Origin of the sequence: Flavobacterium luteolum, assembly GCF_027111275.1 — a bacterium.
In the GTDB taxonomy this organism is placed as follows: Bacteria; Bacteroidota; Bacteroidia; order Flavobacteriales; family Flavobacteriaceae; genus Flavobacterium; species Flavobacterium luteolum.
Genome location: NZ_CP114286.1, coordinates 2,326,997 through 2,348,225 on the forward strand (window position 1 = coordinate 2,326,997; position 21,229 = coordinate 2,348,225).

Annotated in this window: 19 protein-coding genes; 2 read left to right on the top strand and 17 right to left on the bottom strand. The window is 34.7% G+C overall.

Annotated elements, in window-relative coordinates; genetic code table 11:
* Nucleotides 1-42: 42 nt before the first annotated feature.
* The 10 genes from nuoH to aspS all read right to left on the bottom strand — a co-directional run bounded on the left by nuoH (nt 43) and on the right by aspS (nt 9,537).
* The gene (nuoH, locus tag OZP10_RS10005) at nt 43-1,095 is read right to left on the bottom strand and encodes an NADH-quinone oxidoreductase subunit NuoH (RefSeq protein ID WP_177211331.1); all 1,053 of its coding nucleotides are present in this window, start codon (nt 1,093-1,095) and stop codon (nt 43-45) included.
* A gap of 3 nt (nt 1,096-1,098) precedes the next feature.
* Nucleotides 1,099-2,130, bottom strand: a complete 1,032-nt coding sequence (locus OZP10_RS10010; protein WP_111378915.1) for an NADH-quinone oxidoreductase subunit G — start codon at nt 2,128-2,130, stop codon at nt 1,099-1,101.
* A gap of 93 nt (nt 2,131-2,223) precedes the next feature.
* Nucleotides 2,224-3,594: an NADH-quinone oxidoreductase subunit NuoF gene (gene nuoF / locus OZP10_RS10015; protein WP_274255020.1), complete on the bottom strand. Its 1,371-nt coding sequence runs from the start codon at nt 3,592-3,594 to the stop codon at nt 2,224-2,226.
* 1 nt (nt 3,595) lies between these two features.
* A complete protein-coding gene (locus tag OZP10_RS10020) occupies nt 3,596-4,126 on the bottom strand; it encodes a complex I 24 kDa subunit family protein (RefSeq protein ID WP_057115709.1) in 531 nt (176 codons plus the stop codon).
* A 56-nt stretch (nt 4,127-4,182) separates the two neighbouring features.
* On the bottom strand, nt 4,183-5,421 hold the full coding sequence (locus OZP10_RS10025) for an NADH-quinone oxidoreductase subunit D (protein WP_111368854.1): 1,239 nt from the start codon (nt 5,419-5,421) through the stop codon (nt 4,183-4,185).
* 21 nt (nt 5,422-5,442) lie between these two features.
* Complete coding sequence (locus OZP10_RS10030; protein WP_177211328.1) at nt 5,443-5,964, bottom strand: NADH-quinone oxidoreductase subunit C; 522 nt, start codon at nt 5,962-5,964, stop codon at nt 5,443-5,445.
* 1 nt (nt 5,965) lies between these two features.
* A complete protein-coding gene (locus tag OZP10_RS10035; protein ID WP_095929653.1) occupies nt 5,966-6,514 on the bottom strand; it encodes an NADH-quinone oxidoreductase subunit B in 549 nt (182 codons plus the stop codon).
* 158 nt (nt 6,515-6,672) lie between these two features.
* Nucleotides 6,673-7,038, bottom strand: coding sequence for an NADH-quinone oxidoreductase subunit A (locus tag OZP10_RS10040; RefSeq protein WP_008466117.1), 366 nt, complete (start codon nt 7,036-7,038; stop codon nt 6,673-6,675).
* Nucleotides 7,039-7,282: 244 nt separating this feature from the next.
* Nucleotides 7,283-7,477, bottom strand: a complete 195-nt coding sequence (locus OZP10_RS10045) for a cold-shock protein (RefSeq protein ID WP_007137066.1) — start codon at nt 7,475-7,477, stop codon at nt 7,283-7,285.
* 308 nt (nt 7,478-7,785) lie between these two features.
* Complete coding sequence (aspS, locus tag OZP10_RS10050; RefSeq protein ID WP_281634512.1) at nt 7,786-9,537, bottom strand: aspartate--tRNA ligase; 1,752 nt, start codon at nt 9,535-9,537, stop codon at nt 7,786-7,788.
* Between the two features lie 158 nt (nt 9,538-9,695).
* Here aspS and OZP10_RS10055 point away from each other — a divergent pair, with 158 nt between their 5' ends.
* A complete protein-coding gene (locus OZP10_RS10055) occupies nt 9,696-10,688 on the top strand; it encodes a TlpA family protein disulfide reductase (RefSeq protein WP_281634513.1) in 993 nt (330 codons plus the stop codon).
* A gap of 211 nt (nt 10,689-10,899) precedes the next feature.
* Nucleotides 10,900-11,247 (top strand): toxin-antitoxin system YwqK family antitoxin, encoded by a 348-nt coding sequence (locus OZP10_RS10060; RefSeq protein ID WP_281634514.1) that lies wholly within the window; start codon nt 10,900-10,902, stop codon nt 11,245-11,247.
* A 55-nt stretch (nt 11,248-11,302) separates the two neighbouring features.
* Here the strand turns inward: OZP10_RS10060 and OZP10_RS10065 are convergent, their stop codons facing one another.
* The 7 genes from OZP10_RS10065 to odhB all read right to left on the bottom strand — a co-directional run bounded on the left by OZP10_RS10065 (nt 11,303) and on the right by odhB (nt 21,216).
* Nucleotides 11,303-12,415, bottom strand: a complete 1,113-nt coding sequence (locus tag OZP10_RS10065; protein WP_281634515.1) for a PepSY-associated TM helix domain-containing protein — start codon at nt 12,413-12,415, stop codon at nt 11,303-11,305.
* 14 nt (nt 12,416-12,429) lie between these two features.
* Nucleotides 12,430-14,883 (bottom strand): TonB-dependent receptor, encoded by a 2,454-nt coding sequence (locus OZP10_RS10070; RefSeq protein WP_281634516.1) that lies wholly within the window; start codon nt 14,881-14,883, stop codon nt 12,430-12,432.
* Between the two features lie 112 nt (nt 14,884-14,995).
* Nucleotides 14,996-16,543 carry a PepSY-associated TM helix domain-containing protein gene (locus OZP10_RS10075; protein WP_281634517.1) on the bottom strand — a complete coding sequence of 516 codons (1,548 nt, stop codon included), beginning with the start codon at nt 16,541-16,543 and terminating at the stop codon, nt 14,996-14,998.
* Nucleotides 16,544-16,548: 5 nt separating this feature from the next.
* Complete coding sequence (locus OZP10_RS10080; protein ID WP_281634518.1) at nt 16,549-16,851, bottom strand: hypothetical protein; 303 nt, start codon at nt 16,849-16,851, stop codon at nt 16,549-16,551.
* Nucleotides 16,852-16,870: 19 nt separating this feature from the next.
* Nucleotides 16,871-17,203 (bottom strand): hypothetical protein, encoded by a 333-nt coding sequence (locus tag OZP10_RS10085; RefSeq protein WP_281634519.1) that lies wholly within the window; start codon nt 17,201-17,203, stop codon nt 16,871-16,873.
* 55 nt (nt 17,204-17,258) lie between these two features.
* Complete coding sequence (locus OZP10_RS10090) at nt 17,259-19,754, bottom strand: TonB-dependent receptor (protein ID WP_281634520.1); 2,496 nt, start codon at nt 19,752-19,754, stop codon at nt 17,259-17,261.
* A 217-nt stretch (nt 19,755-19,971) separates the two neighbouring features.
* Nucleotides 19,972-21,216 (bottom strand): 2-oxoglutarate dehydrogenase complex dihydrolipoyllysine-residue succinyltransferase, encoded by a 1,245-nt coding sequence (odhB, locus tag OZP10_RS10095; RefSeq protein WP_281634521.1) that lies wholly within the window; start codon nt 21,214-21,216, stop codon nt 19,972-19,974.
* Between the last annotated feature and the right edge of the window lie 13 nt (nt 21,217-21,229).

The following is a 21,229-nucleotide window of genomic DNA, read 5'->3' on the forward strand; positions in this document are numbered from 1 at the left end:
TCAAAATCTATTTTGTTTTTTATTTGAAGCTTAATGTGACTCTTAGAATCCTAAAGCTGCTAAGATTTCGTGTCTTAAAATAACAACACCCGTAATCATGATATTAATGATCGAAAGCGGAATTAAAATTCTCCAGCCTAAATGCATTAATTGGTCATATCTAAATCTTGGAATCGTCCAACGCACCCACATGTAAAAGAATATGAAGAAACATATTTTTACAAATAATACCGCAATTCCTAATAAGTTAGCTGTATTTACACCTACATTTTCTACCATCCATTGCATTCCTGGGTAGTTGTAGCCACCAAAGAACAATACAGAAATAATGGTAGACGAGATAAACATACTTGCATATTCAGCAAATAGATAAAATCCCATTTTCATTGATGAATATTCTGTATGGTAACCTCCAATTAACTCGTTTTCGCATTCTGCTAAATCGAAAGGAGTTCTATTTGTTTCTGCAAATGAACAGATTAAGAAAATTAAGAATGATAATGGCTGATAGAAAACATTCCAATTCATTCCAGCTTGCTGTTCAGAAATTACTTTTAAACTCATTGTTCCAGTCATCATCAATAAAGCGATTATTGATAATCCCATTGCAACCTCGTAAGAAACCATTTGAGAAGCAGCACGAATAGCTCCCATCAATGAGAATTTATTGTTAGAAGCCCATCCACCAATCATGATGCCGTAAACTCCAACAGAAAGAACTCCAAAAATGTATAATATAGCTATGTTAACATCTGTAGCTTGAAGAATGATGTCTCTCCCAAAAAGATGAAGCCTATCTCCCCAAGGGATAACAGCACTTGTCATCAAAGCGGTACTCATTGCAATCGCTGGACCTACGAAGAATAAAAATCTATTAGGAGTGTTAGGTTCGAATTCTTCTTTCGAGAATAATTTCATACCATCGGCAAGAGGCTGTAATAAACCTCCCCATCCTGCACGGTTTGGTCCAACACGGTCTTGCAAGAAAGCAGCAACTTTACGTTCTGCCCAAGTAGAATACATTGCCATGATCATTGTTACCGCAAAAACGACAACAATTACAACACTCTTTTCTATAATAAATGCACTTTCCATTTCTTAAACTTTTTTATCATTATCAGTTAATGGAATCGCTGCCATACTAATTTTTTTACGGTCAATATCTCTACCTAAAAGGATATTTTTCTCAGTATCGATTTCAACTTTCTCTAATTTTTGAGTGTAGTTGTTTTGATTGATAACAGAATCTTTTTCAAATTCTCTTGGTCCTTCAATTACCCAGTCATTTACGTTTTTATGATCAAAACGACAGCTGTTGCAGATGAATTCTTCTACTTCATGGTATTCATCTTTACGACCAGTTACACGCTGGATTTCTCCACCAAACATCCAAACTGTAGTTTTACCGCAACATCCCGGAGTTGTGCATTCTCTGTGTGCGTTATAAGGTTTATTAAACCAAACTCTTGATTTAAAACGGAAAGTTTTATCTGTTAAAGCTCCAACCGGACAAACGTCAATCATATTTCCAGAGAACTCATTGTCGATTGCTTTAGAAATACCAGTTGAAATATTAGCGTGATCACCACGATCTAATACTCCATGAACTCTATTGTCTGTCAATTGATCTGCAACTTGTACACATCTTTGACATAAAATACAACGGTTCATATGAAGTTGAATATTTGGACCAATATCTTCTGGTTCAAATGTTCTTTTCTCTTCAATGTAACGTGATTTTGGATTTCCGTGCTCGAAACTTAAATTCTGTAAATCGCATTCACCAGCTTGATCGCAAATAGGACAATCTAAAGGGTGATTGATTAATAAAAATTCTGTTACAGATTTACGGGCTTCAGTTACTCTTGCAGACGATTTACTGTTTACTTCCATGCCATCCATACATCCTGTTACACAAGATGCCATTAATTTTGGCATTGGTCGTGGGTCAGCTTCACTTCCTTTAGAAACTTCAACTAAACAACAACGACATTTACCGCCGCTGCCTTTTAATTTTGAGTAATAGCACATGGCTGGCGGTACTAAATCCCCTCCAATCATACGTGCAGCCTGCAGGATTGTTGTTCCTGGTTCTACGTCTATACTTTGACCGTCTATGGTTACTTTCATCTCTTTATGATTTGAATGTTGAAAGTCGAAATATTGAAAAGAATTGCTGTCCTTTTTAACATTATGAACTTTATAACTTTCTGCTTTTTATATTTATACGATTACTTTACCGCCAACTAAATGCTTAACTTGTGAGAAAGGCTCGGCAACAAAGTGATCTCTATTTTTGATTTTTTCTGGGAAACGAACGTGATACTCAAATTCATCTCTAAAGTGACGAATTGCTGCAGCTACTGGCCAAGAAGCGGCGTCACCAAGTGGACAGATTGTGTTTCCTTCAATTTTACTTTGAATACTCCACAATAATTCGATATCTTCTTCACGGCCTTGACCGTTTTCGATTCTCCATAAGATTTTTTCTAACCATCCTGTTCCTTCACGGCAAGGTGTACATTGTCCGCAAGATTCGTGGTGGTAAAAACGAGCAAAGTTCCAAGTGTTTCTTACGACACAAGCGGTATCGTTATAAACAATAAATCCTCCAGAACCTAACATCGATCCAGTAGCAAAACCACCATCACTTAAAGATTCGTAAGTCATTAAACGATCTTCGCCATTTGCTGTTTTGAAAATCAAGTCAGCAGGTAAGATTGGCACAGAAGAACCTCCTGGTACAAATGCTTTTAATGGACGATCAGAAGACATTCCTCCTAAATATTCATCAGAATTCATGAATTCGTCAACACTTAAACCTAATTCAATTTCGTAAACCCCAGGATTTTTGATGTGTCCTGAAGCAGAAATTAATTTAGTTCCAGTAGAACGTCCAATTCCAATTTTTGCATAATCATCACCAGAATTGTTTACAATCCAAGGCACAGTCGCAATTGTTTCAACATTGTTTACCACAGTTGGATTTGCCCAAAGACCAGAAACCGCTGGGAAAGGTGGTTTAATACGAGGGTTTCCTCTTTTACCTTCCAATGATTCGATTAATGCTGTTTCTTCTCCACAGATATAAGCTCCAGCTCCACAGTGAACGTGAAGTTCTAGATCATAACCTGATCCTAATATATTTTTTCCTAACCATCCGGCAGCTTTTGCTTCGGCGATTGCTCTTTCTAAGATTTTAAAAACCCACATATATTCTCCACGGATGTAGATATAAGATAGGTTAGCGCCCAAAGCGTAGCTTGAAGTAATCATTCCTTCAATCAATAAGTGAGGAATATACTCCATCAAGAATCGATCTTTGAATGTTCCAGGCTCAGATTCGTCGGCATTACAAACTAAGTGTCTTGGTCTTCCTGATTTTTTGTCAATAAAGCTCCATTTCATTCCCGCAGGGAAACCTGCGCCACCACGACCACGTAATCCTGATTTTTTTACTTCTTCAGTAACTTCGTCTGGAGTAAGTGTTTTTAAAGCTTTTTCTACAGAAGCATAACCACCATTTTGGCGATATACTTCGTAGGTTTTAATTCCGGGAATATTGATTTTATCTAATAATATTTTTTGTGACATCTTATTTATCGTGTAATATTATTTTATCATCTCTACAATCAGCAATGATCTGATCGATTTTTTCTTCTGTCAGTTTTTCTTTGTAGAAATCTCCCAATTGCATCATCGGAGCATATCCGCAAGCGCCTAAACATTCTACACCAGCAATGGTAAACATTCCGTCTGGAGTTGTTTCTCCCATTTTAATGCCTAGTTTTTCAGAAGTATAATCCATTAAATCTTCGGCACCTCTCAAGCAGCAACAAGAAGTCTGGCAGAATTCAAACATGTACTTTCCAATCGGCTTTTGGTTGAACATCGTATAGAAAGTAACCACTTCATAAACCTCAATTGGTTTTATCTGAAGAATTTCAGCAACTTTATCTTGCAATTCAATACTAAGCCAGTTGTTGTGTGCATCCTGAACTTCGTGCAAAACAGGCAATAAAGCCGATTTTTGTTTGCCTTCAGGATAATGACTGATTAATTCATTGATGCGATTCATCAATGCCTCAGTCATATTTATTTCTTGTTTGTAATGTTTTCTTTCCATTTTATTCTTGTTTTGCCACAAGGGCACAAAGGCACAATTTTTTTAATCTAAATTGTTTAGGCGTCTAATTCTCCTGCAATTACGTTCAAACTTGAAAGAATGATAATTGCATCAGAAAGCATAGCGCCTTTAATCATTTCTGGGAATGCTTGATAATAAATAAAGCATGGTCTTCTGAAATGTAATCTATATGGAGTTCTACTTCCGTCTGTTACTAAATAAAAACCAAGTTCTCCATTTCCTCCTTCTACTGGGTGATAGATTTCTGCAACTGGTACAGGAACTTCTCCCATTACAATCTTAAAGTGATAGATTAAAGATTCCATAGAAGTATAAACATCTTCTTTTGGAGGAAGGTAGTAATCTGGAACTTCAGCATGATATTCGTTTCCTGGAGGCATTTTTTCTAACGCCTGACGAATAATGCTTAAACTTTCCCAAACTTCAGCATTACGAACACAGAAACGATCGTAAGTATCTCCTGATTTTCCAACAGGAACAATAAAATCGAAATCTTCGTAAGATGAATAAGGTTGTGCTACACGAACATCGTAATCAACTCCAGCAGCACGCAAGTTTGGACCTGTAAATCCGTAAGCCATTGCTTTTTCGGCAGTGATACCACCAACGTTTACAGTTCTATCAAGGAAAATTCTATTTCTTTCGAATAAGTTTTGGAATTCCTGCCAAACTGGAGGGAATTCTTCTAGGAATTTGTCTAGTTTTTTGAAAACTTCTGGAGACCAGTCTCTTTCAAAACCACCGATTCTTCCCATATTTGTAGTCAAACGAGCTCCACAAATTTCTTCGTAGATTTCGTAAATTTTTTCTCTAAATTGAAATACGTATAAGAAACCAGTATACGCACCAGTATCTACCCCTAAAATTCCGTTACAGATAATGTGGTCTGTAATACGAGCCAGCTCCATAACGATAACTCGTAAATATTGTGCTCTTTTTGGAACTTCAATACCTAATAGTTTTTCTACTGTCATCCACCATCCCATATTATTAATAGGAGAGGAACAATAGTTCATACGGTCTGTAAGAGGTGTAATTTGATAAAAAGGACGATTTTCGGCAATTTTTTCGAATGCTCTATGGATGTAACCAATAGTTGGCTCAGCCTCAAGAATTTTTTCACCATCCATCAATAAGATATTTTGGAAAATACCGTGTGTTGCAGGGTGAGTTGGACCTAAATTCAGTACAGAAAGTTCGCTTCCGTCGTCGTTTAGTCTCTCCTTAATTATTTTAGCATAGCGATGCTCTGGTGGTAATAATAGTTCTGACATTTTATAATGTTGAATTATTTTTTAGCAATTTGTTGTTGTTCTTCCAAAGAACCTGTCATCCTTATCAGTTCTTCCGCTATCTTCCAATGGGAATTCTTTTCTCATTGGGTGAGATTGCATTTCGTCCATATTTAAAATACGTTTCAATTGAGGGTGACCAATAAAGTTAACCCCAAAGAAATCGTAAGTTTCTCTTTCCATCCAATTGGAAGACAAGAAAATATTTGAAACCGATTTAATTTCTGGTTTTTCTCCGTTTAAGAAAACTTTGATTTTTAATCTTTTGTTTTCGTACCAGTTGTGCAAATGATACACAATTGCAAACTGACGTTCTGTTTCGTTATCTGGATAGTGAATGCCGCACAAATCTGTTAAGAAATGAAAACGTAATTCTGGATCGTTTTTAAGGAATAGAATCAACGGTGTGATTTTATCAGCCGAAGCTTCTAAAGAAAAAATATCTCTTTCTTGCTGAAAGTTAAAAACATCGTTGTTAAATGTTTCTACAAGTTTGTCTTGAATCAGGGTATTTTCTAAGGCCATCTTATGAGATATTATATGAAGCTAATAATTCTTGGTATTCTGGAGAGCTTCTTCTTCTTACAGATTCACTTTTCACTAAGTCTTGTAGTCTCATAACTCCATCAACAATTTGTTCTGGTCTTGGAGGGCATCCTGGTACATAAACATCAACAGGAATTACTTTGTCAATTCCTTGAAGAACTGAATAGGTGTCAAATACTCCTCCTGATGAAGCACATGCTCCAACAGCAATTACCCAGCGAGGCTCGGCCATTTGTTCGTATACTTGTCTTAAAATTGGAGCCATTTTTTTAGAAATAGTTCCCATTACAAGTAACATGTCTGCTTGACGAGGAGAGAAACTCACACGCTCAGAACCAAATCGAGCTAAATCGTAGTGAGATGCCATTGTTGCCATGAATTCGATACCACAGCATGAAGTCGCGAAAGGAAGCGGCCATAATGAGTTGGCTCTTGCTAAACCAACAACATCGCTAAGTTTTGTAGCGAAGAAACCTTCACCAGTAACTCCTTCTGGCGGCGCAACCATATTTACTTTTGAATCGCTCATTTTATTTTAGATTTCTGATTTTAGATTTTAGATTCTTTGAAATCGTAAAAAGTAAAATCAATTTTTTAAATCAAATTTTTATTCGAGGATTAAATTTTAAATCTTAATTCTAAATCGGACAATCTAAAATCAGAAATCTAAAATCTAAAATCTCTAAATTATTCCCACTCTAATGCTTTCTTTTTGATGATATAAAAGAAACCAACCAAAAGCAAAGACATGAAAACTAACATTTTTAACATTCCTTCAATTCCTAAGTCTTTGAAGTTTACTGCCCATGGGTAAAGGAAGATAACCTCTACGTCGAACAATACAAACAAAATGGCAACTAAGAAGTATTTTACAGAAAAAGGAATACGGGCGTTACCAACAGATTCGATACCGCATTCGAAGTTTTGATCTTTAACTTCAGAGGATCTTTTTGGTCCTAATTTCCCAGAAATGATGATTGTTCCTACCACAAAACCAACAGCTAAAATAAACTGCATTAAAATAGGAATGTAACTGTATTGATCTGATTGCATAAACTTAGGTTTTATACTTAAAAAATGAGCCACAAAGATAACTTGGAAGTCTGTAAAACACAAGTTAAAAAAGGATTTAAGTAGGGTGCGAAACCGTGTTTGTGTCTAATTTTTATTCATTATAAATAACATTGTGTTATTTTAATATTTTTTTAAGAATAAGGCCAAAAAAAAACGTCCCGAATACTTCGGGACGTCTTCTTAGACCATTCAGAGGCAAAAAAAATAAATTGCTATATTTTTCTTAGATTACTGCTACTTTAGCAGCAACTTTCCCTTTTCTTCCTTCTTCTTCTTCATAGCTTACACGGTCACCTTCGCGTAATTCTTCCGCGTTAATTCCTGAAGCGTGAACGAAGATGTCCTTTCCTGTTTCTTCGTCTGTAATGAATCCATAACCTTTAGATTCATTGAAAAATTTTACTGTACCTGTACGCATTGTAATTGTAATAATAATTTATAATAAAACAAATGTAATATATAAAATCATACAAAAGACATATACGTGTTAATTTTTTGTAAAAATTATTGATTTACAGTCTTTTTACGTGCTTTATTGCATCGATTTGCTTATGGAATGCCTTAATTTGCGAATCATTAATTGTAGGAATATGAAAATGTTTCAATTGTAAGAATATGATAATTCAAAAAAAATAGTGGCTAGGATTTTTCTTAACATTTCGTTAAAATAGAAAAGCCACTGAATTTTCAGTGGCTTTTCTATTTTTTATGACTAATTTATTGCAATTAAGCAATATCGACTTTAATTCGAAGTTCTTTTAATTGTGCATCATCAATTGCAGCAGGCGCATCGATCATAACATCGCGTCCTGAATTGTTTTTAGGGAATGCAATAAAATCTCTAATCGTTTCCTGACCTCCTAAAATAGCAACTAATCTATCCAAACCAAAAGCTAAACCACCGTGTGGCGGCGCTCCAAACTGGAACGCATCCATTAAGAATCCAAATTGTGCTTTTGCTTCTTCTTCGGTAAATCCTAGATATTTGAACATTAATTGTTGCGTAGCTTTATCGTGGATACGAATAGAACCACCGCCAATTTCGTTTCCGTTTAAAACCATATCGTATGCATTTGCACGAACTTTTCCTGGTTCTGTTTCCAATAACGCCATGTCTTCTGGTTTTGGAGAAGTAAATGGGTGGTGCATTGCATGATAACGGCCGCTTTCTTCATCTAATTCCAATAATGGGAAATCTACAACCCATAACGGAGCAAATTCTTCAGGATTACGTAATCCTAAACGAGTTGCTAATTCCATACGTAAAGCAGAAAGCTGTGAACGTGTTTTGTTTGCAGGACCCGAAAGTACAAAAATCATATCTCCAGGATTTGCTTCTGTTGCTTTTGCCCAATTTGCCAAATCATCATTATCGTAGAATTTATCTACAGATGATTTGTATGTTCCGTCTTCGTTACATTTTACATAAACCATTCCCGACGCTCCAACTTGTGGGCGTTTTACCCAGTCAATTAATCCATCGATTTCTTTACGAGTGTAATTTCCAGCTCCAGGAACAGCGATTCCGACAACTAATTCAGCTGCATTGAATACAGGGAATTCTTTGTGTTGTGCAAATTCGTTTAATTCTCCAAACTTCATTCCGAAACGAATGTCCGGTTTGTCGTTTCCGTATGTTTTCATAGCATAGTCGTAGGTAATTCTTGGGAATTTGTCTACTTCAATACCTTTAATTTCTTTTAATAAATGTCTTGTCAATCCTTCAAAAACATTTAAAATATCTTCTTGCTCCACAAATGCCATTTCGCAGTCAATCTGAGTAAACTCTGGCTGACGGTCTGCACGTAAATCTTCGTCACGGAAACATTTCACGATCTGGAAATATTTATCCATTCCACCAACCATCAATAATTGTTTGAAAGTTTGTGGAGATTGTGGCAGCGCATAAAACTGTCCTTCGTTCATACGGCTTGGTACAACGAAATCTCTCGCTCCTTCTGGAGTCGATTTGATTAAGTAAGGCGTTTCAACTTCGCAGAAATCTAAATCAGATAGATATTTACGAACTTCCATTGCTACTTTATGACGGAACAATAAACTGTTTTTTACTGGATTTCTTCTGATGTCCAAATAACGGTATTTCATTCTGATATCTTCTCCACCGTCAGTTTCATCTTCAATTGTAAATGGAGGAGTTAATGCAGAGTTTAAAATTGTTAATTCAGAAACTAAAATTTCGATTTCACCCGTTGGAATATTTTTGTTTTTAGCTTCACGCTCGATAACAGTTCCTTTTACCTGAATTACAAATTCACGTCCAAGAGTTTTCGCCAATTCAAAAACGGTTTTATCGGTACGACTTTCGTCGAAAATAAGTTGTGTAATTCCATAACGGTCGCGTAAATCGACCCAATTCATAAATCCTTTATCACGCGATTTTTGAACCCAGCCCGCAAGTGTAACTTCGGTATTAATATTTGAAGCGTTTAATTCGCCACAATTATGACTTCTATACATAATCAAAATTTTAGACTGCAAAAGTAAATACAAAATTCAAGATAATATAGTAAAGTGATAAGTTGATTCAGAATAATTTCAAATAAATTGTTAATTGTGAAAATCCGAAGCTTAAATTTCTTTAGTTTTGATTCTCTAAAAAACTAATCATAATACCTATGAAAAAACTTTTTGTTGCAGGTTTAGTGCTTTTTAATGCTTTAAATGTCATTGGTCAAAGCAAAAATTCAGTAAAGTTTACAGCTAAAATCGCCAATAGAAATAGCGATACTTTGGTTATTAAAGGAAGAGATAATTTCAGGCAAGTAATTCCAATTGATAAAAAAGAAATTTTTGCTGCAACTTTTGATGCGCCTCAGGGATTTTATGTGTTTTCTGACGGAACAGAGTCTTCTAATCTATATTTAAAACCAAATTCTGAAGTTAATCTAACATTGGATGCAAAAGAATTTGATGAAACTATTGTATACAAAGGAAAAGGTGTTGATGAAAGTAATTTTATGGCGCAACAATCTTTAAGAAATGAAAAACTTGAAGAAGCTTTTTCTAAAGAACCAGCGGAGTTTACTAAAATATTGGAAGCTAAAGAAAAAGCAGACAATGAAAGTTTGAATAAAGGAACTTTTGATCCGCAATTTGTAACCGCAATGCAAAGTAGTTTTAAAAATTTTCATGAATTTTCACTTAGAAATTATGAAAGCGCCTATAAGGCAAGTAAAATGGTTGGGAAAGCTTCTCCAGATTTTGACTATGAGAATTTTAAGGGAGGAAAAACAAAACTGGCAGATTTAAAAGGAAAGTATGTTTACATTGATCTTTGGGCAACTTGGTGTGCGCCTTGTAGAGCCGAAATCCCGTATCTCCAAAAGATTGAAGAAAAATACCATGGAAAAAATATTGAATTTGTAAGCATCTCTATTGATAAAGCAAAAGATAATGAAAAATGGAAAAAGTTTGTAACTGATAAAAAATTAGGCGGAGTTCAATTATTTGCTGATAAAGACTGGGAATCTGAGTTTGTTGTTAACTATGGTGTAACAGGAATTCCGAGATTTATCCTTGTAGATCCGAAGGGCAACATTGTAAAATCGGATGCACCTAGACCTTCTGATCCTGAGTTGGATAAACAGTTAAGTGCATTATTGAACTAATTTTTTTACGAAATTTACAACGTTATCGTAAAATTCAAATTTTTCGTAAATACCAGTAAAACCAGTGCTTAAGCGCTGGTTTTTTTGTTTTATTGATTTTTCCAATGTTAAGTTTTTATTCAATGTTACCAAATTGTTAAGCAAAAGTTTTTTTAATGTAAACAATTAACTATATTTGATAAAGATTTCTTAACATTAAATACCTAAAGATATGAAAAAGAGTGTAATTTTAGCTGCAATATTGTTCTCTGGAATTGTAGTTGCACAAGAAGGAAAGCCTGAATTAGAAGCTGCTGGAAACAAGGTAAAAGCAACCTATTACTATGAAAATGGTAAAGTGCAGCAAGAAGGCTTTTTTAAAGACGGTAAATTAGACGGTGTTTGGGTATCTTATGACGAAAAAGGAAATAAAAAAGCCGTTGGAGAATACGCAGACGGAGTTAAAACTGGAAATTGGATTTTCTTTAATGAAAACAGTTTAAGCGAAGTTGCTTATGTAGATAACAAAGTAAGCTCGGTTAAAAATTTACAGAAAAACGCTTTAGCAAACAGAAATTAATATAATTTCAAGACTAACTATAAAAAAAACGTCCCGATTCTTCGGAACGGTTTTTTTATGCTTTTGCTTTTTTGGATTTTCGGTTTCTTCCAAACCAAATTATAAATCCGCTTACAGGAAGTGCGGCGGCAATTAGACTTACTATAAAAGCTATAATTTTCCCTGGAAGATCTAATACTTGACCTGTGTGTATTCCATAATTCATTTCGACAATTTGCAGTCCTAGGCTTTTTTTATCAAAAGGCTGGCTTTGGAGTAATTTTCCGCTTGACGGATGAAAATAATAATTATTCTGCTGATCGTACCGCAATGCATGCGGATAAGCTCCTGTACTAACAATAGCATCTTTTTGCTGTGGAATCATTACAAAGAACATTTCTGCTTTTGGCTGTAATTTTAGAGTTTGAGCAAACGCTTTGTCAATTGCTGAAACCGAATTTATTTTGAATGCGGTGGTATCAATCACAGGTGTTTTTGTCTCGGCTGCTTTGTCTCCACCCAAATTGAAAGATTTATAAATTCCGTCACCAACCCATTCATAAGTAAAAGTAAGTCCGGTTATAGCTAAAATTAAAGCTATTATAGAAATATAAAACCCGGTTGTATTATGCCAGTCGTAATTGACACGGCGCCATTTCGCATTCCATTTAATGGTGAAACTTCTTTTAATATCGCTTTTTCGTTTTGGCCACCATTGTATAATTCCAGAAATCAATAAAAGAATAAAAATTATGGTTGCTCCGCCAATAATGTGTTTTCCGATATAATCGGGTAGAAGAAGATACAAATGAATATATTCAACAATAATGAAAAAATCAGTTTTTGGATTTTCAGTTTTTAAATATTGGCCTGTGTATGGATTAAAATAGAGATATAAATTTTCAGTATCGGAATACGTATAAACAATTGCCGATCTATTTTTTCCATAATAAGCAACCATACTGGCCTTGTTTTCTGGAACAGCTTCTTTTGCTTTTTCCTGCAATTGAGATGGTAATAGAAAAGGTTTATTTTGAGGTTCTACAAAACGCCATTCTTTTCTTGTTATGTCTTTTATTTCATCATGAAAACAGAAAATACATCCTGTAATACAGACAATAAAAACAATAAGCCCAGAAATTAATCCGAGCCATTTATGCAGAAAACGTATTTTCGTTTTGAATCCCATTTTTATAATTAAACTTAAAATTTGTAAGTTATACTTCCCATAAAAGTTCTTGGAGCTTGCACATTTACAGTTGTATAACCATTAAAATAAAGTTCGTCTGTAAGGTTATCTACTTTTAAAGATAGTCTGTATTTTGGCTGATCATAATATAATGTAGCGTTTACGATCGAATATGATGGTAAGACGAAAGTTTCAACATCTGCAGGATTTCCTGAACCGGTTGGGTTTCTATTGTAAACAAAAGTTTCACTACCGTAATTTCCTCCAATACCAAAACCTAAGCCTCTTAATTTAGAAGTCTGAAGGCTGTAGCTAACCCAGTAATTAATTAAGTTTTCAGGACCAGCTGTTTCAGGTCTTAAACCATTGACATCTGCATTTGCATTGTTTAGCTTGCTATCGTTGTTAGCATATCCAAAAATAAAGTTTAAACCAGAAAATGGGTTTGCAGTAACTTCAACTTCAAAACCTTTGCTTGTCTGGTTTCCGTCTTGAACATTTGTGTTAACCACTTGTCCAGCACGAACAATATTTTTTACGTCAATATTGTAATAACTTAAATTAGCACTTAATTTATCTTGTATGATATTTAATTTCAAACCAGCTTCAAACTGATTTGCTTTTTCAGGATCAAATTGCTTTAATTCTGGATTTCCGTTTACGTTTGCAAATAAGTAGCCAATGTTTTTAAAGCTATTTTGATAGTTTCCAAAAACAGAAACTTTGTCTTTTATAATTTGGTAAACAAGTCCCAATTTTGGTGAAAAGGCATTTTGCGAAAAAGCACCCGAATTAATATTGGTTGAAGGATCGTAAGTTCCGTTGTTTTTATAATGATCAAAACGTAAAGCAACTGACAAAATTAACTGATCTGTAATATTGATGACATCTGCAGCATATAAGCTGTACGTTGTCAAAGAAGTAATGGTTCTGTATTGATAACCGTTTACAAATAATGGCTCAATATTGTTTGGGTTGAAATTGTAATAATTAGAATTTGCTGCAGAATAATCTACAATATCATAATCTGTTTTGAACGGATTATTTGGGTCTCCGCCAAGATATCCAAGACTGCTGTTGGTTTCAGATCTCAAAATATCGCCTCCAAAAAGCAATTGATGTTTCATTCCAAAAAGCTCAGTCTGGCCATTAAAGTTTTGTTGAAATTCAACAATATTGTCTTTTCCAACCATATTCCAGGCATTTCTAGACATTTTGTTGTTTCCTAATAAATAAAACCAAGCTTGAGGTCCGTCTGATTGATTGGCGCTTGAACTGAAAATAGTTTGAGATTTCCAGTTTTCATTGATTTGATAATGAGCTTGCGCAAAAACATTCGCAGTTTTGGTATTCATCATGAATTCGCCACCTGTAAAAGATCTTTTCCAATCTCTGGCAATATCTTTGGCATTGTATAAATTGATGCTTTTTGGAGTTTGTCCGTACGGAATATAAGTAAATGCTGGTGACGATGAATTAACTGTTGACAATTCTGCATCAATAGAAATATTCAGTTTGTCATTTATTTTATATAAAAAAGAAGGAGCAAAAAAGTAGCTTCTGTTTTTTCCGTAGTCCTGAAACGTATTTGCATCGTTGTAAGCTGCATTTATTCTTAGTAGCGCCGTTTTATCGTCATTTAAAGGAGTATTAAAATCTGCTGATAATCGGTTTAATCCATAACTTCCAGATTGATAGCTAATATCACCTCTAAAAGTTTCTGTAGGTTTTTTGGTAACTCGATTAATTAATCCACCATAAGAAGTTAAGATGCTTCCAAAAAGTGTTGCTGAAGGTCCTTTTATGCTTTCAATTCTTTCTAGGTTGGCAGCATCAACACTGTTTGTGATTTTTCCGGCGATTCCGTCTCTTAATAAACTTTGCGTTACAAATCCGCGAGAAGCAAAATAAGAACCTCCGTCGCCAACTTTTCCTGTTGCAGCCCAAAGCTGATATAATCCCGGTACATTTTTTAAAGCATCATCTTGGTTAATCACCAATTGATCTCTCATTAAACTTTTTGGAACAACACTATAAACTTGTGAGTTTTCGAGATTTTTAATCTGCATTTTTGAGACAAAAGGACTCTCAGATTTGTTGTATTTATTGATGTTTCCTTTAATGAAAACCTCTTCAAGCTCTTCTGTATTAGTAGAAATATTAAAGTTTTCAATAATTTCGGGTTCACCGCTAACAATAATTTTCTTTTCTTTTGAGGTATGGCCAAGTGCCGAAACTCGTAGCGTATAGCTTCCCTCGCTAATATTTTTTATTTCGTATAAACCTTGACTGTCTGTAAGAGCACCGATTTTAGTTCCTCTTAATTGTACTGAAACATTTTCTAAAGGCTCATTATTTACAGTTGTAATAGTTCCTTTAATAACTGTTTTTTGTTGCGCGAAAACCGATGTTTGTGCAAATAATATAAAGCAAAGACCAATTAATGCTACTGCAAATTTCCCTCTCATTTTATTTAGAATAAATATTGATTGGGCAAAAGTAAGACTTATAGTTTATATGACCAATTGCAATATGTATTACAAGAAGGAAATTATATTAGGCTTATAAGGTGTTTATGTGCTAATTTGTTTTCTTAGGCTTTAAATGATAAGCGGTATATAATGAAATTGCTGCCAGAAAAATCCAGAAAACATCGATAAAGAAAATCTGAAATTTGTTTTGCATAAAAGAATTCCAAAACCAATCTCCAGAAACGATTCCGTTGGTAACTGGAATTAAGAATCCTAAAATACTTCCTGAAATCAGGCAGAATTTATTGGTAAAAGCGTCATTCTTTTTAATGATAAAGAATATGGTAAGCACCAACCATCCTCCAAAATAAAGCGCATACAAATTAGACTGACTTAAAGGGTAGAAAATTTTGCTTCCGATAAAAGCCAGTGCTGTAATTGGATACATGCTTAAGCAAATCGCTAGATAAATGCGAACAACAGCATTATTGAAGCGTCTTTTCTTTTCTGGCATATTGTTTTTTTGTCGGGCAACAAGCCAAATCATAACTCCAGAAATAATGACAAAACAAGTTATAATTCCTAAAATGAAACTTACGATTTTCAATGCATATCCGCCATAATCGCCAAAATGTATTCGGTACAAAACATTTTTTACAACATCTAAATAGCTGGTATGTAAAACAGGATCTTTTTTAGCAATTTCTTTTCCGTCTGCAATACGGTAAACTATTTTCCCTATTCCAGTAAATTTTTTATGACTCAAAAGCTCACCTTCTACCAAAACATGCATATTGGCATCTCCATAATTTTGGATAAAAACACGAGTGATTTCAAAATCAGCCCAGTTTTTTTTGGTTTTAGCAACCAGTTCATTAATAGTAAATGGATTTGCCAGTTTTTTATTTTCAAACTTATAATCAGGGTCAGTGTATTCTAACTCCTTATATAATTTATCTTGATCTCCTTTGTACAAAGCCATTACAGCCGGTGCTACAATTAAAAGCTTAATCATAAAAAATGCTCCTGTAACCGCATATACAAATTGGAAAGGCAAGCCAATCATTCCTAAAGCAGTATGTGCATCTGTCCAAAGTGTTTTTAATTTTTCTTTTGGACGGAACATGTAAAAGTTAGACACGATTTTGTTCCAATGCAATAAAACTCCTGTTATGATTGCAAAAAGAAAGAACAAAGCTGTAAATCCCGCCAAATAATATCCTGCAGGATAAGGAATCTGCGCCAGAAAATGTAGGCGATATAAGAGTTCGCCTAACGAATAAGATTCTTGATACGTATAGGTTTTGTAGTTTTTGTTGTCTAAATAAAAAAACTCGCCCGCCTGTTGTTTTTTTGGAGCCAATGTGTCTTTGGTTCCTTCCATATATACAGCAACCCTATTTTCTACTGAAGGTTTAGAAATGGTAATATTTCTTCCGTGCAAAACGTATTTTTTGTCCAAATACTGTAGTGCGTTATTATAATCTAATTGAATTTCTCTTGTGATTGCTGTAGATTCACTTCTTTCCCAATTGATGATTTCATCTCTAAAAAAAGAAAAAGACCCAGCAAAGAAAATTACAAAAAGAACTACACTGATAACGATGCCGCTGACAGTATGTGTGTGAAAATAGATATTGTAATGACGGTTATTCATAAATATTATTGTGCCGTATGGTTATAGGTTTGACCCAAATAAATGAAAAGACAAAAAAGTAAAGACAACAGAATATAAACTCCCCAAATTTTCCAGCCACTTTTGGCTAAGAAAGCAATAATCATTAAGGCTACCCATAGAATAAAACCGCTGAAAGCCATTGTGATTAATACATCTTTGCGGCTAAACCAAGCGGCTAAAGCCAAATGAAAAGTAACAGAAACAAAGTATCCGCCTAAAATTGCAGCAGTAATTTTGGAAAAACGAGGCCAAAAAGAAGGATTTAGATATTTTGAATTTGCTGGCATGGTATAATTAAAGTAGATTTTAGTTATAATAAAATTCAGTTACGGCAATAAAAATTAATAGAGCCAAAAGTAACTTACTGTTTATTTTTTTTAAAGGCGTAAGAATAATGATTAAGCTTCCAACGGTCATGAGCTGTATAAAAAACATCAAAGTTCCGCAACCCAATGATTGTGTAAAAAGCCACATTGCATAAGCTGTAAGCAAGAGCATTAATCCGATGATTTTAGTTTGCTTTGGATTTTTCTGCATCCATTTTTCAAAGCCTAAATCATACGATAACACTGCTCTTTTCGAAGTATAATACAGTGTGTAAAAAGCTAAGAAAACGATAAGGCTGGCAATTGTAATCATAATCAATTAGAATTTAAAAACACCTTCCGGTGAAGGAAGGTGTTTTTGTTATTTATTAGAATCTGTATGAAAAGTTTGCAGATAAGCTTCTCATATTTTTTGGATGAATTGTTGACCAACCATCGTAAGTGTCAGCATTAGCAATATTGTCTAATTTTAATGTCAATGTAAATTTCTCTGTTCCGTAAAAAATAGAAGAATTTAAAACAGTGTAAGATGGAATTGTAAACTGTCCAACAACATTCCTGTTCATGATTAAGTTCTTGTCAGCATAGTTTCCACCAAAACCTAAACCAAATCCTTGTAAATCTCCTTCAGAGAATTTGTAACTTGCCCAAAAGTTTGCTGTGTTTCTTGGCCCTGAACTCTCAGGTCTGTTTCCTACGAACGAAGGATCTCCAGCATTTAAGATAGCGTCTACATAGCTATAACCAGCAACAATGTTTAAACCAGTAACTGGATTTGCAACGATTTCTGCTTCAAAACCTTTGTTTCTTTGTTCTCCATCTTGGTAAGAAGTTTGAGTTGGTACTCCTTCAGGTGTAGAACCATAAACAGTATAAACCTGATCTGTTACTTTGATGTCATAATAGCTAAATGTTGCGTAAACTTTATCTTTAAGAACATTTAATTTAGTTCCAATTTCAAATTGGTTAGCGTGTTCTGGTTTGAAAGTTCTTGGAATAACTACGCCATTTAAACCGGTATCAGTTGTTGGCGCTGTATTCGTAAAACCATCCATGTAGTTGGCAAAAATCGAAACTTTGTCAATAATTGGCTGATAAACTAGACCAAATTTTGGTGAAAAAGAAGTTTGATTAAAATCATCAACATTTGTAGTAACGTCGCCAGCAGTCATAAAACGGTCTACACGTAAACTTGCCATTGCAGATAACGCAGGAGTAATATTGATTACATCTGAGGCATAAGCACTAATAACTTCTTGTTTTGTTTTGTTATTGTTTGCACTAGCTTCTGCTAAAAGTTTGTCAGAACCAGCTTTTGTTAGGACACCACTGTCACCATTTGTAATATATTTTGCAGGATCTGTTATATTAAATACGTATTGGTTTACAGTTGCTACATCTAAGTTTCCGATATAAACTCTTCCATTTGATACGTATCCAGAACCATTATCAACTTGACCTCTATTAAAGTAATCTAAACCAACAACAATTCTGTTTCTTAAGCTTCCGATTTTAAAATCGCCAATAAAGTTTTGTTGAATATCTGTTGTTAAAGTTGTTGTATCTTGGTAATTCATTGAACGTCCCAAAACAATCCCTTGATTTACCTCTGCAGGTGCATATTGTGTTCCTTCATACAAATAAGTATAATAGCCTTCAGATTTAGATGACCCTCTAGATAAAACTGTTTGAGAAGTCCATTGGTCAGAGATTTTGTAATTCATTTGCCCTTGAAGAGAGTATGAAGGAGTTTCAATTGCAAGTTCGTTACTTGTATAAGAACGTTTGTTATCATAACCCAATTCATCCATATTATGAACTCTTAGTGGGGCACCTCTGTCTAAAAACAACATAGTAGGATTGGTCTGTTTGTTGTTCATGAATTCAGTATTAATAAAGAACGAAAGTCTGTCGCTCACTTGGTAAGATAAAGATGGAGCAAAGAAAAATGATTTTCTGAAACCAGCATCTTGAAAGCTGTTTTCTGTATGGTAAGCAGTATTAACTCTAAAATTAATTTTGTGCTCTTCGTCTACAGGAGTATTAATGTCTGCAGTTACACGGTTTAACCCATAGCTTCCTGCTGTATAGCTCACCTCTCCGCCAAAATGGTCGTAAGGCTTTTTAGTAGTTAAGTTGATTAAACCTCCGTAAGAAATTAAACTACTTCCAAATAAGGTTCCAGAAGGTCCTTTAATAACTTCAATTTTGTCAATATTTGCAGGATCGATACTTCCGTTATTCAAAGCCGGTAATCCATTTGTCATTGTTGGTTGCACGGCAAATCCTCTTAGAGAGAAATATCCTGCACCGTCGCCGCCGCGTCCAGTAGAAGCCCAAAGAGGAGATAATCCAGGTGCATTTTTAAGTGCATCATCAATATTCGTCACTACTTGCTCTTTTAAAAGTTCACCAGTAATTGTAGTATAAACTTGTGGGTTTTCAAGATTTTTAAGCGGTAATCTTGATACTTGTTGATTTTCTTTACGAGCTAACGGGTTTTTTCTGCCGTTTCCGTTAATTACAATTTCGCTTAACTGCTCAGAGTTTGAGGTAATACTGAAATTTTCAATTAATTCGTCTCCACTATTAAGCGTAATGCTTTTTTCTTTAGATGTAAATCCAACTGCCGAGACTCTAATGATATAAGTTCCAGGTTTAAGGTTCTTTATTTCGTAGTTACCTTTGTTGTCTGTGTTTGTTCCAATTTTTGTTCCTTTTAAAGCAACAGATATATTATCTGCAGTTCCGCTATCTGAACTAATCTGACCTTTTATTGTCGCTTTCTCCTGTGCCCAAACAGATGTTCCTGTAAGAAGAACAAAGCATAAAGTTAAGAGCGAAATCGTAAATTTTAATTTCATTTTTATTTAGAATTAATTTTGATAGCGCAAATTTAATTGCTGATTTCCAACTAAGCAAATTGTTTTTATTTATTCTAAATAAAATATTTTTTAAGGGTTAAAATTTACATTAATTCAAAAAATTAACATCTTAAGCTAATCTTAAGCCAATATTAAGCAAAAAAAAGCCCGTTCTATTGAAAGAACAGGCTTTTTATATTGTAGAAAATTCTTAAAATTACAACTCTAAAGCACGTTTAGCGTCTCCATTCATCAATAATTCTACTGGATTTTCTAAAGCTTCTTTAACAGCAACTAAGAAACCAACAGATTCACGTCCGTCGATAATTCTGTGGTCGTAAGAAAGAGCAACATACATCATTGGGTGAATTTCAACTTTCCCGTTTACAGCGATTGGACGCTCGATGATGTTGTGCATTCCTAAAATTCCTGATTGAGGAGGGTTGATAATTGGAGTAGATAACATACTTCCGAAAACACCACCATTTGTGATTGTGAAAGTTCCTCCAGTCATATCGTCAACTGTAATTTGACCATCACGAGCTCTTAAAGCTAATCTTTTGATTTCAGCTTCAATTCCACGGAAAGTTAATAATTCAGCATTACGAACAACAGGAACCATTAATCCTTTTGGTCCAGAAACTGCGATTGAGATGTCAGCAAAATCATAAGCAATTTTGTAGTCACCGTCCATCATAGAGTTAACATCTGGATATAATTGTAAAGCTCTTGTAACTGCTTTTGTAAAGAATGACATGAAACCTAAACCTAAACCACCATGTTTAGCTTTGAACGCATCTTTGTATTCATTACGAATTTGGTTAATTGGCGTCATGTTTACCTCGTTGAAAGTGGTAAGCATAGCTGTTTCGTTTTTAGCCGAAACCAATCTTTCTGCTACTTTACGACGTAACATAGATAATTTTGTACGCTCAGTTCCACGGCTTCCACCAGTTGGAGTTCCCATAGAAGGTACTGCATTTACAGCATCATCTTTAGTGATTCTTCCTCCTTTTCCAGTTCCCGAAACTGTTGCTGGAGCAATATTTTTTTCATCTAATATTTTTCTTGCTGCAGGAGATGGAGTTCCTGCTGCATAGCTTGTAGCAGCTGGAGCTTGAGCTGGAGCAGCTTTTGGTGCTTCTGCTTTTACTTCTGCCTTTGGAGCCTCAGCTTTCGGAGCTTCTGCTGCTGGAGCTGCAGACTCGCCTCCTGCTGGTTTTGCAGCATCTGTATCAATTAAACAAACTACAGCGCCTACTGCAACTGTATCACCTTCTTCAGCTTTTAGTGTAATCACACCGCTCATTTCAGCAGGCAATTCAAGAGTAGCTTTGTCTGAATCAACTTCAGCAATAGCCTGATCTTTCTCTACATAATCTCCGTCTTTTACTAACCAAGTTGCAATTTCAACTTCTTTTATTGACTCCCCTGGTGATGGGACTTTCATTTCTAAAATCATCTTATTTCTTTGT

Excerpts from the sequence above, each read along its gene's own strand:
- OZP10_RS10010 (WP_111378915.1), bottom strand. The coding sequence starts at position 2,130 with ATGAAAGTAACCATAGACGGTCAAAGTATAGACGTAGAACCAGGAACA.
- OZP10_RS10090 (WP_281634520.1), bottom strand. The coding sequence starts at position 19,754 with ATGAAATTAAAATTTACGATTTCGCTCTTAACTTTATGCTTTGTTCTT.
- OZP10_RS10030 (WP_177211328.1), bottom strand. The coding sequence starts at position 5,964 with ATGGCCTTAGAAAATACCCTGATTCAAGACAAACTTGTAGAAACATTT.
- nuoH (WP_177211331.1), bottom strand. The coding sequence starts at position 1,095 with ATGGAAAGTGCATTTATTATAGAAAAGAGTGTTGTAATTGTTGTCGTT.
- OZP10_RS10060 (WP_281634514.1), top strand. The coding sequence starts at position 10,900 with ATGAAAAAGAGTGTAATTTTAGCTGCAATATTGTTCTCTGGAATTGTA.
- OZP10_RS10035 (WP_095929653.1), bottom strand. The coding sequence starts at position 6,514 with ATGAGCGATTCAAAAGTAAATATGGTTGCGCCGCCAGAAGGAGTTACT.
- OZP10_RS10020 (WP_057115709.1), bottom strand. The coding sequence starts at position 4,126 with ATGGAAAGAAAACATTACAAACAAGAAATAAATATGACTGAGGCATTG.
- OZP10_RS10085 (WP_281634519.1), bottom strand. The coding sequence starts at position 17,203 with ATGATTACAATTGCCAGCCTTATCGTTTTCTTAGCTTTTTACACACTG.
- OZP10_RS10045 (WP_007137066.1), bottom strand. The coding sequence starts at position 7,477 with ATGCGTACAGGTACAGTAAAATTTTTCAATGAATCTAAAGGTTATGGA.
- OZP10_RS10040 (WP_008466117.1), bottom strand. The coding sequence starts at position 7,038 with ATGCAATCAGATCAATACAGTTACATTCCTATTTTAATGCAGTTTATT.
- nuoF (WP_274255020.1), bottom strand. The coding sequence starts at position 3,594 with ATGTCACAAAAAATATTATTAGATAAAATCAATATTCCCGGAATTAAA.
- OZP10_RS10065 (WP_281634515.1), bottom strand. The coding sequence starts at position 12,415 with ATGGGATTCAAAACGAAAATACGTTTTCTGCATAAATGGCTCGGATTA.
- OZP10_RS10075 (WP_281634517.1), bottom strand. The coding sequence starts at position 16,543 with ATGAATAACCGTCATTACAATATCTATTTTCACACACATACTGTCAGC.
- OZP10_RS10070 (WP_281634516.1), bottom strand. The coding sequence starts at position 14,883 with ATGAGAGGGAAATTTGCAGTAGCATTAATTGGTCTTTGCTTTATATTA.
- OZP10_RS10080 (WP_281634518.1), bottom strand. The coding sequence starts at position 16,851 with ATGCCAGCAAATTCAAAATATCTAAATCCTTCTTTTTGGCCTCGTTTT.
- odhB (WP_281634521.1), bottom strand. The coding sequence starts at position 21,216 with ATGATTTTAGAAATGAAAGTCCCATCACCAGGGGAGTCAATAAAAGAA.
- aspS (WP_281634512.1), bottom strand. The coding sequence starts at position 9,537 with ATGTATAGAAGTCATAATTGTGGCGAATTAAACGCTTCAAATATTAAT.
- OZP10_RS10025 (WP_111368854.1), bottom strand. The coding sequence starts at position 5,421 with ATGTCAGAACTATTATTACCACCAGAGCATCGCTATGCTAAAATAATT.
- OZP10_RS10055 (WP_281634513.1), top strand. The coding sequence starts at position 9,696 with ATGAAAAAACTTTTTGTTGCAGGTTTAGTGCTTTTTAATGCTTTAAAT.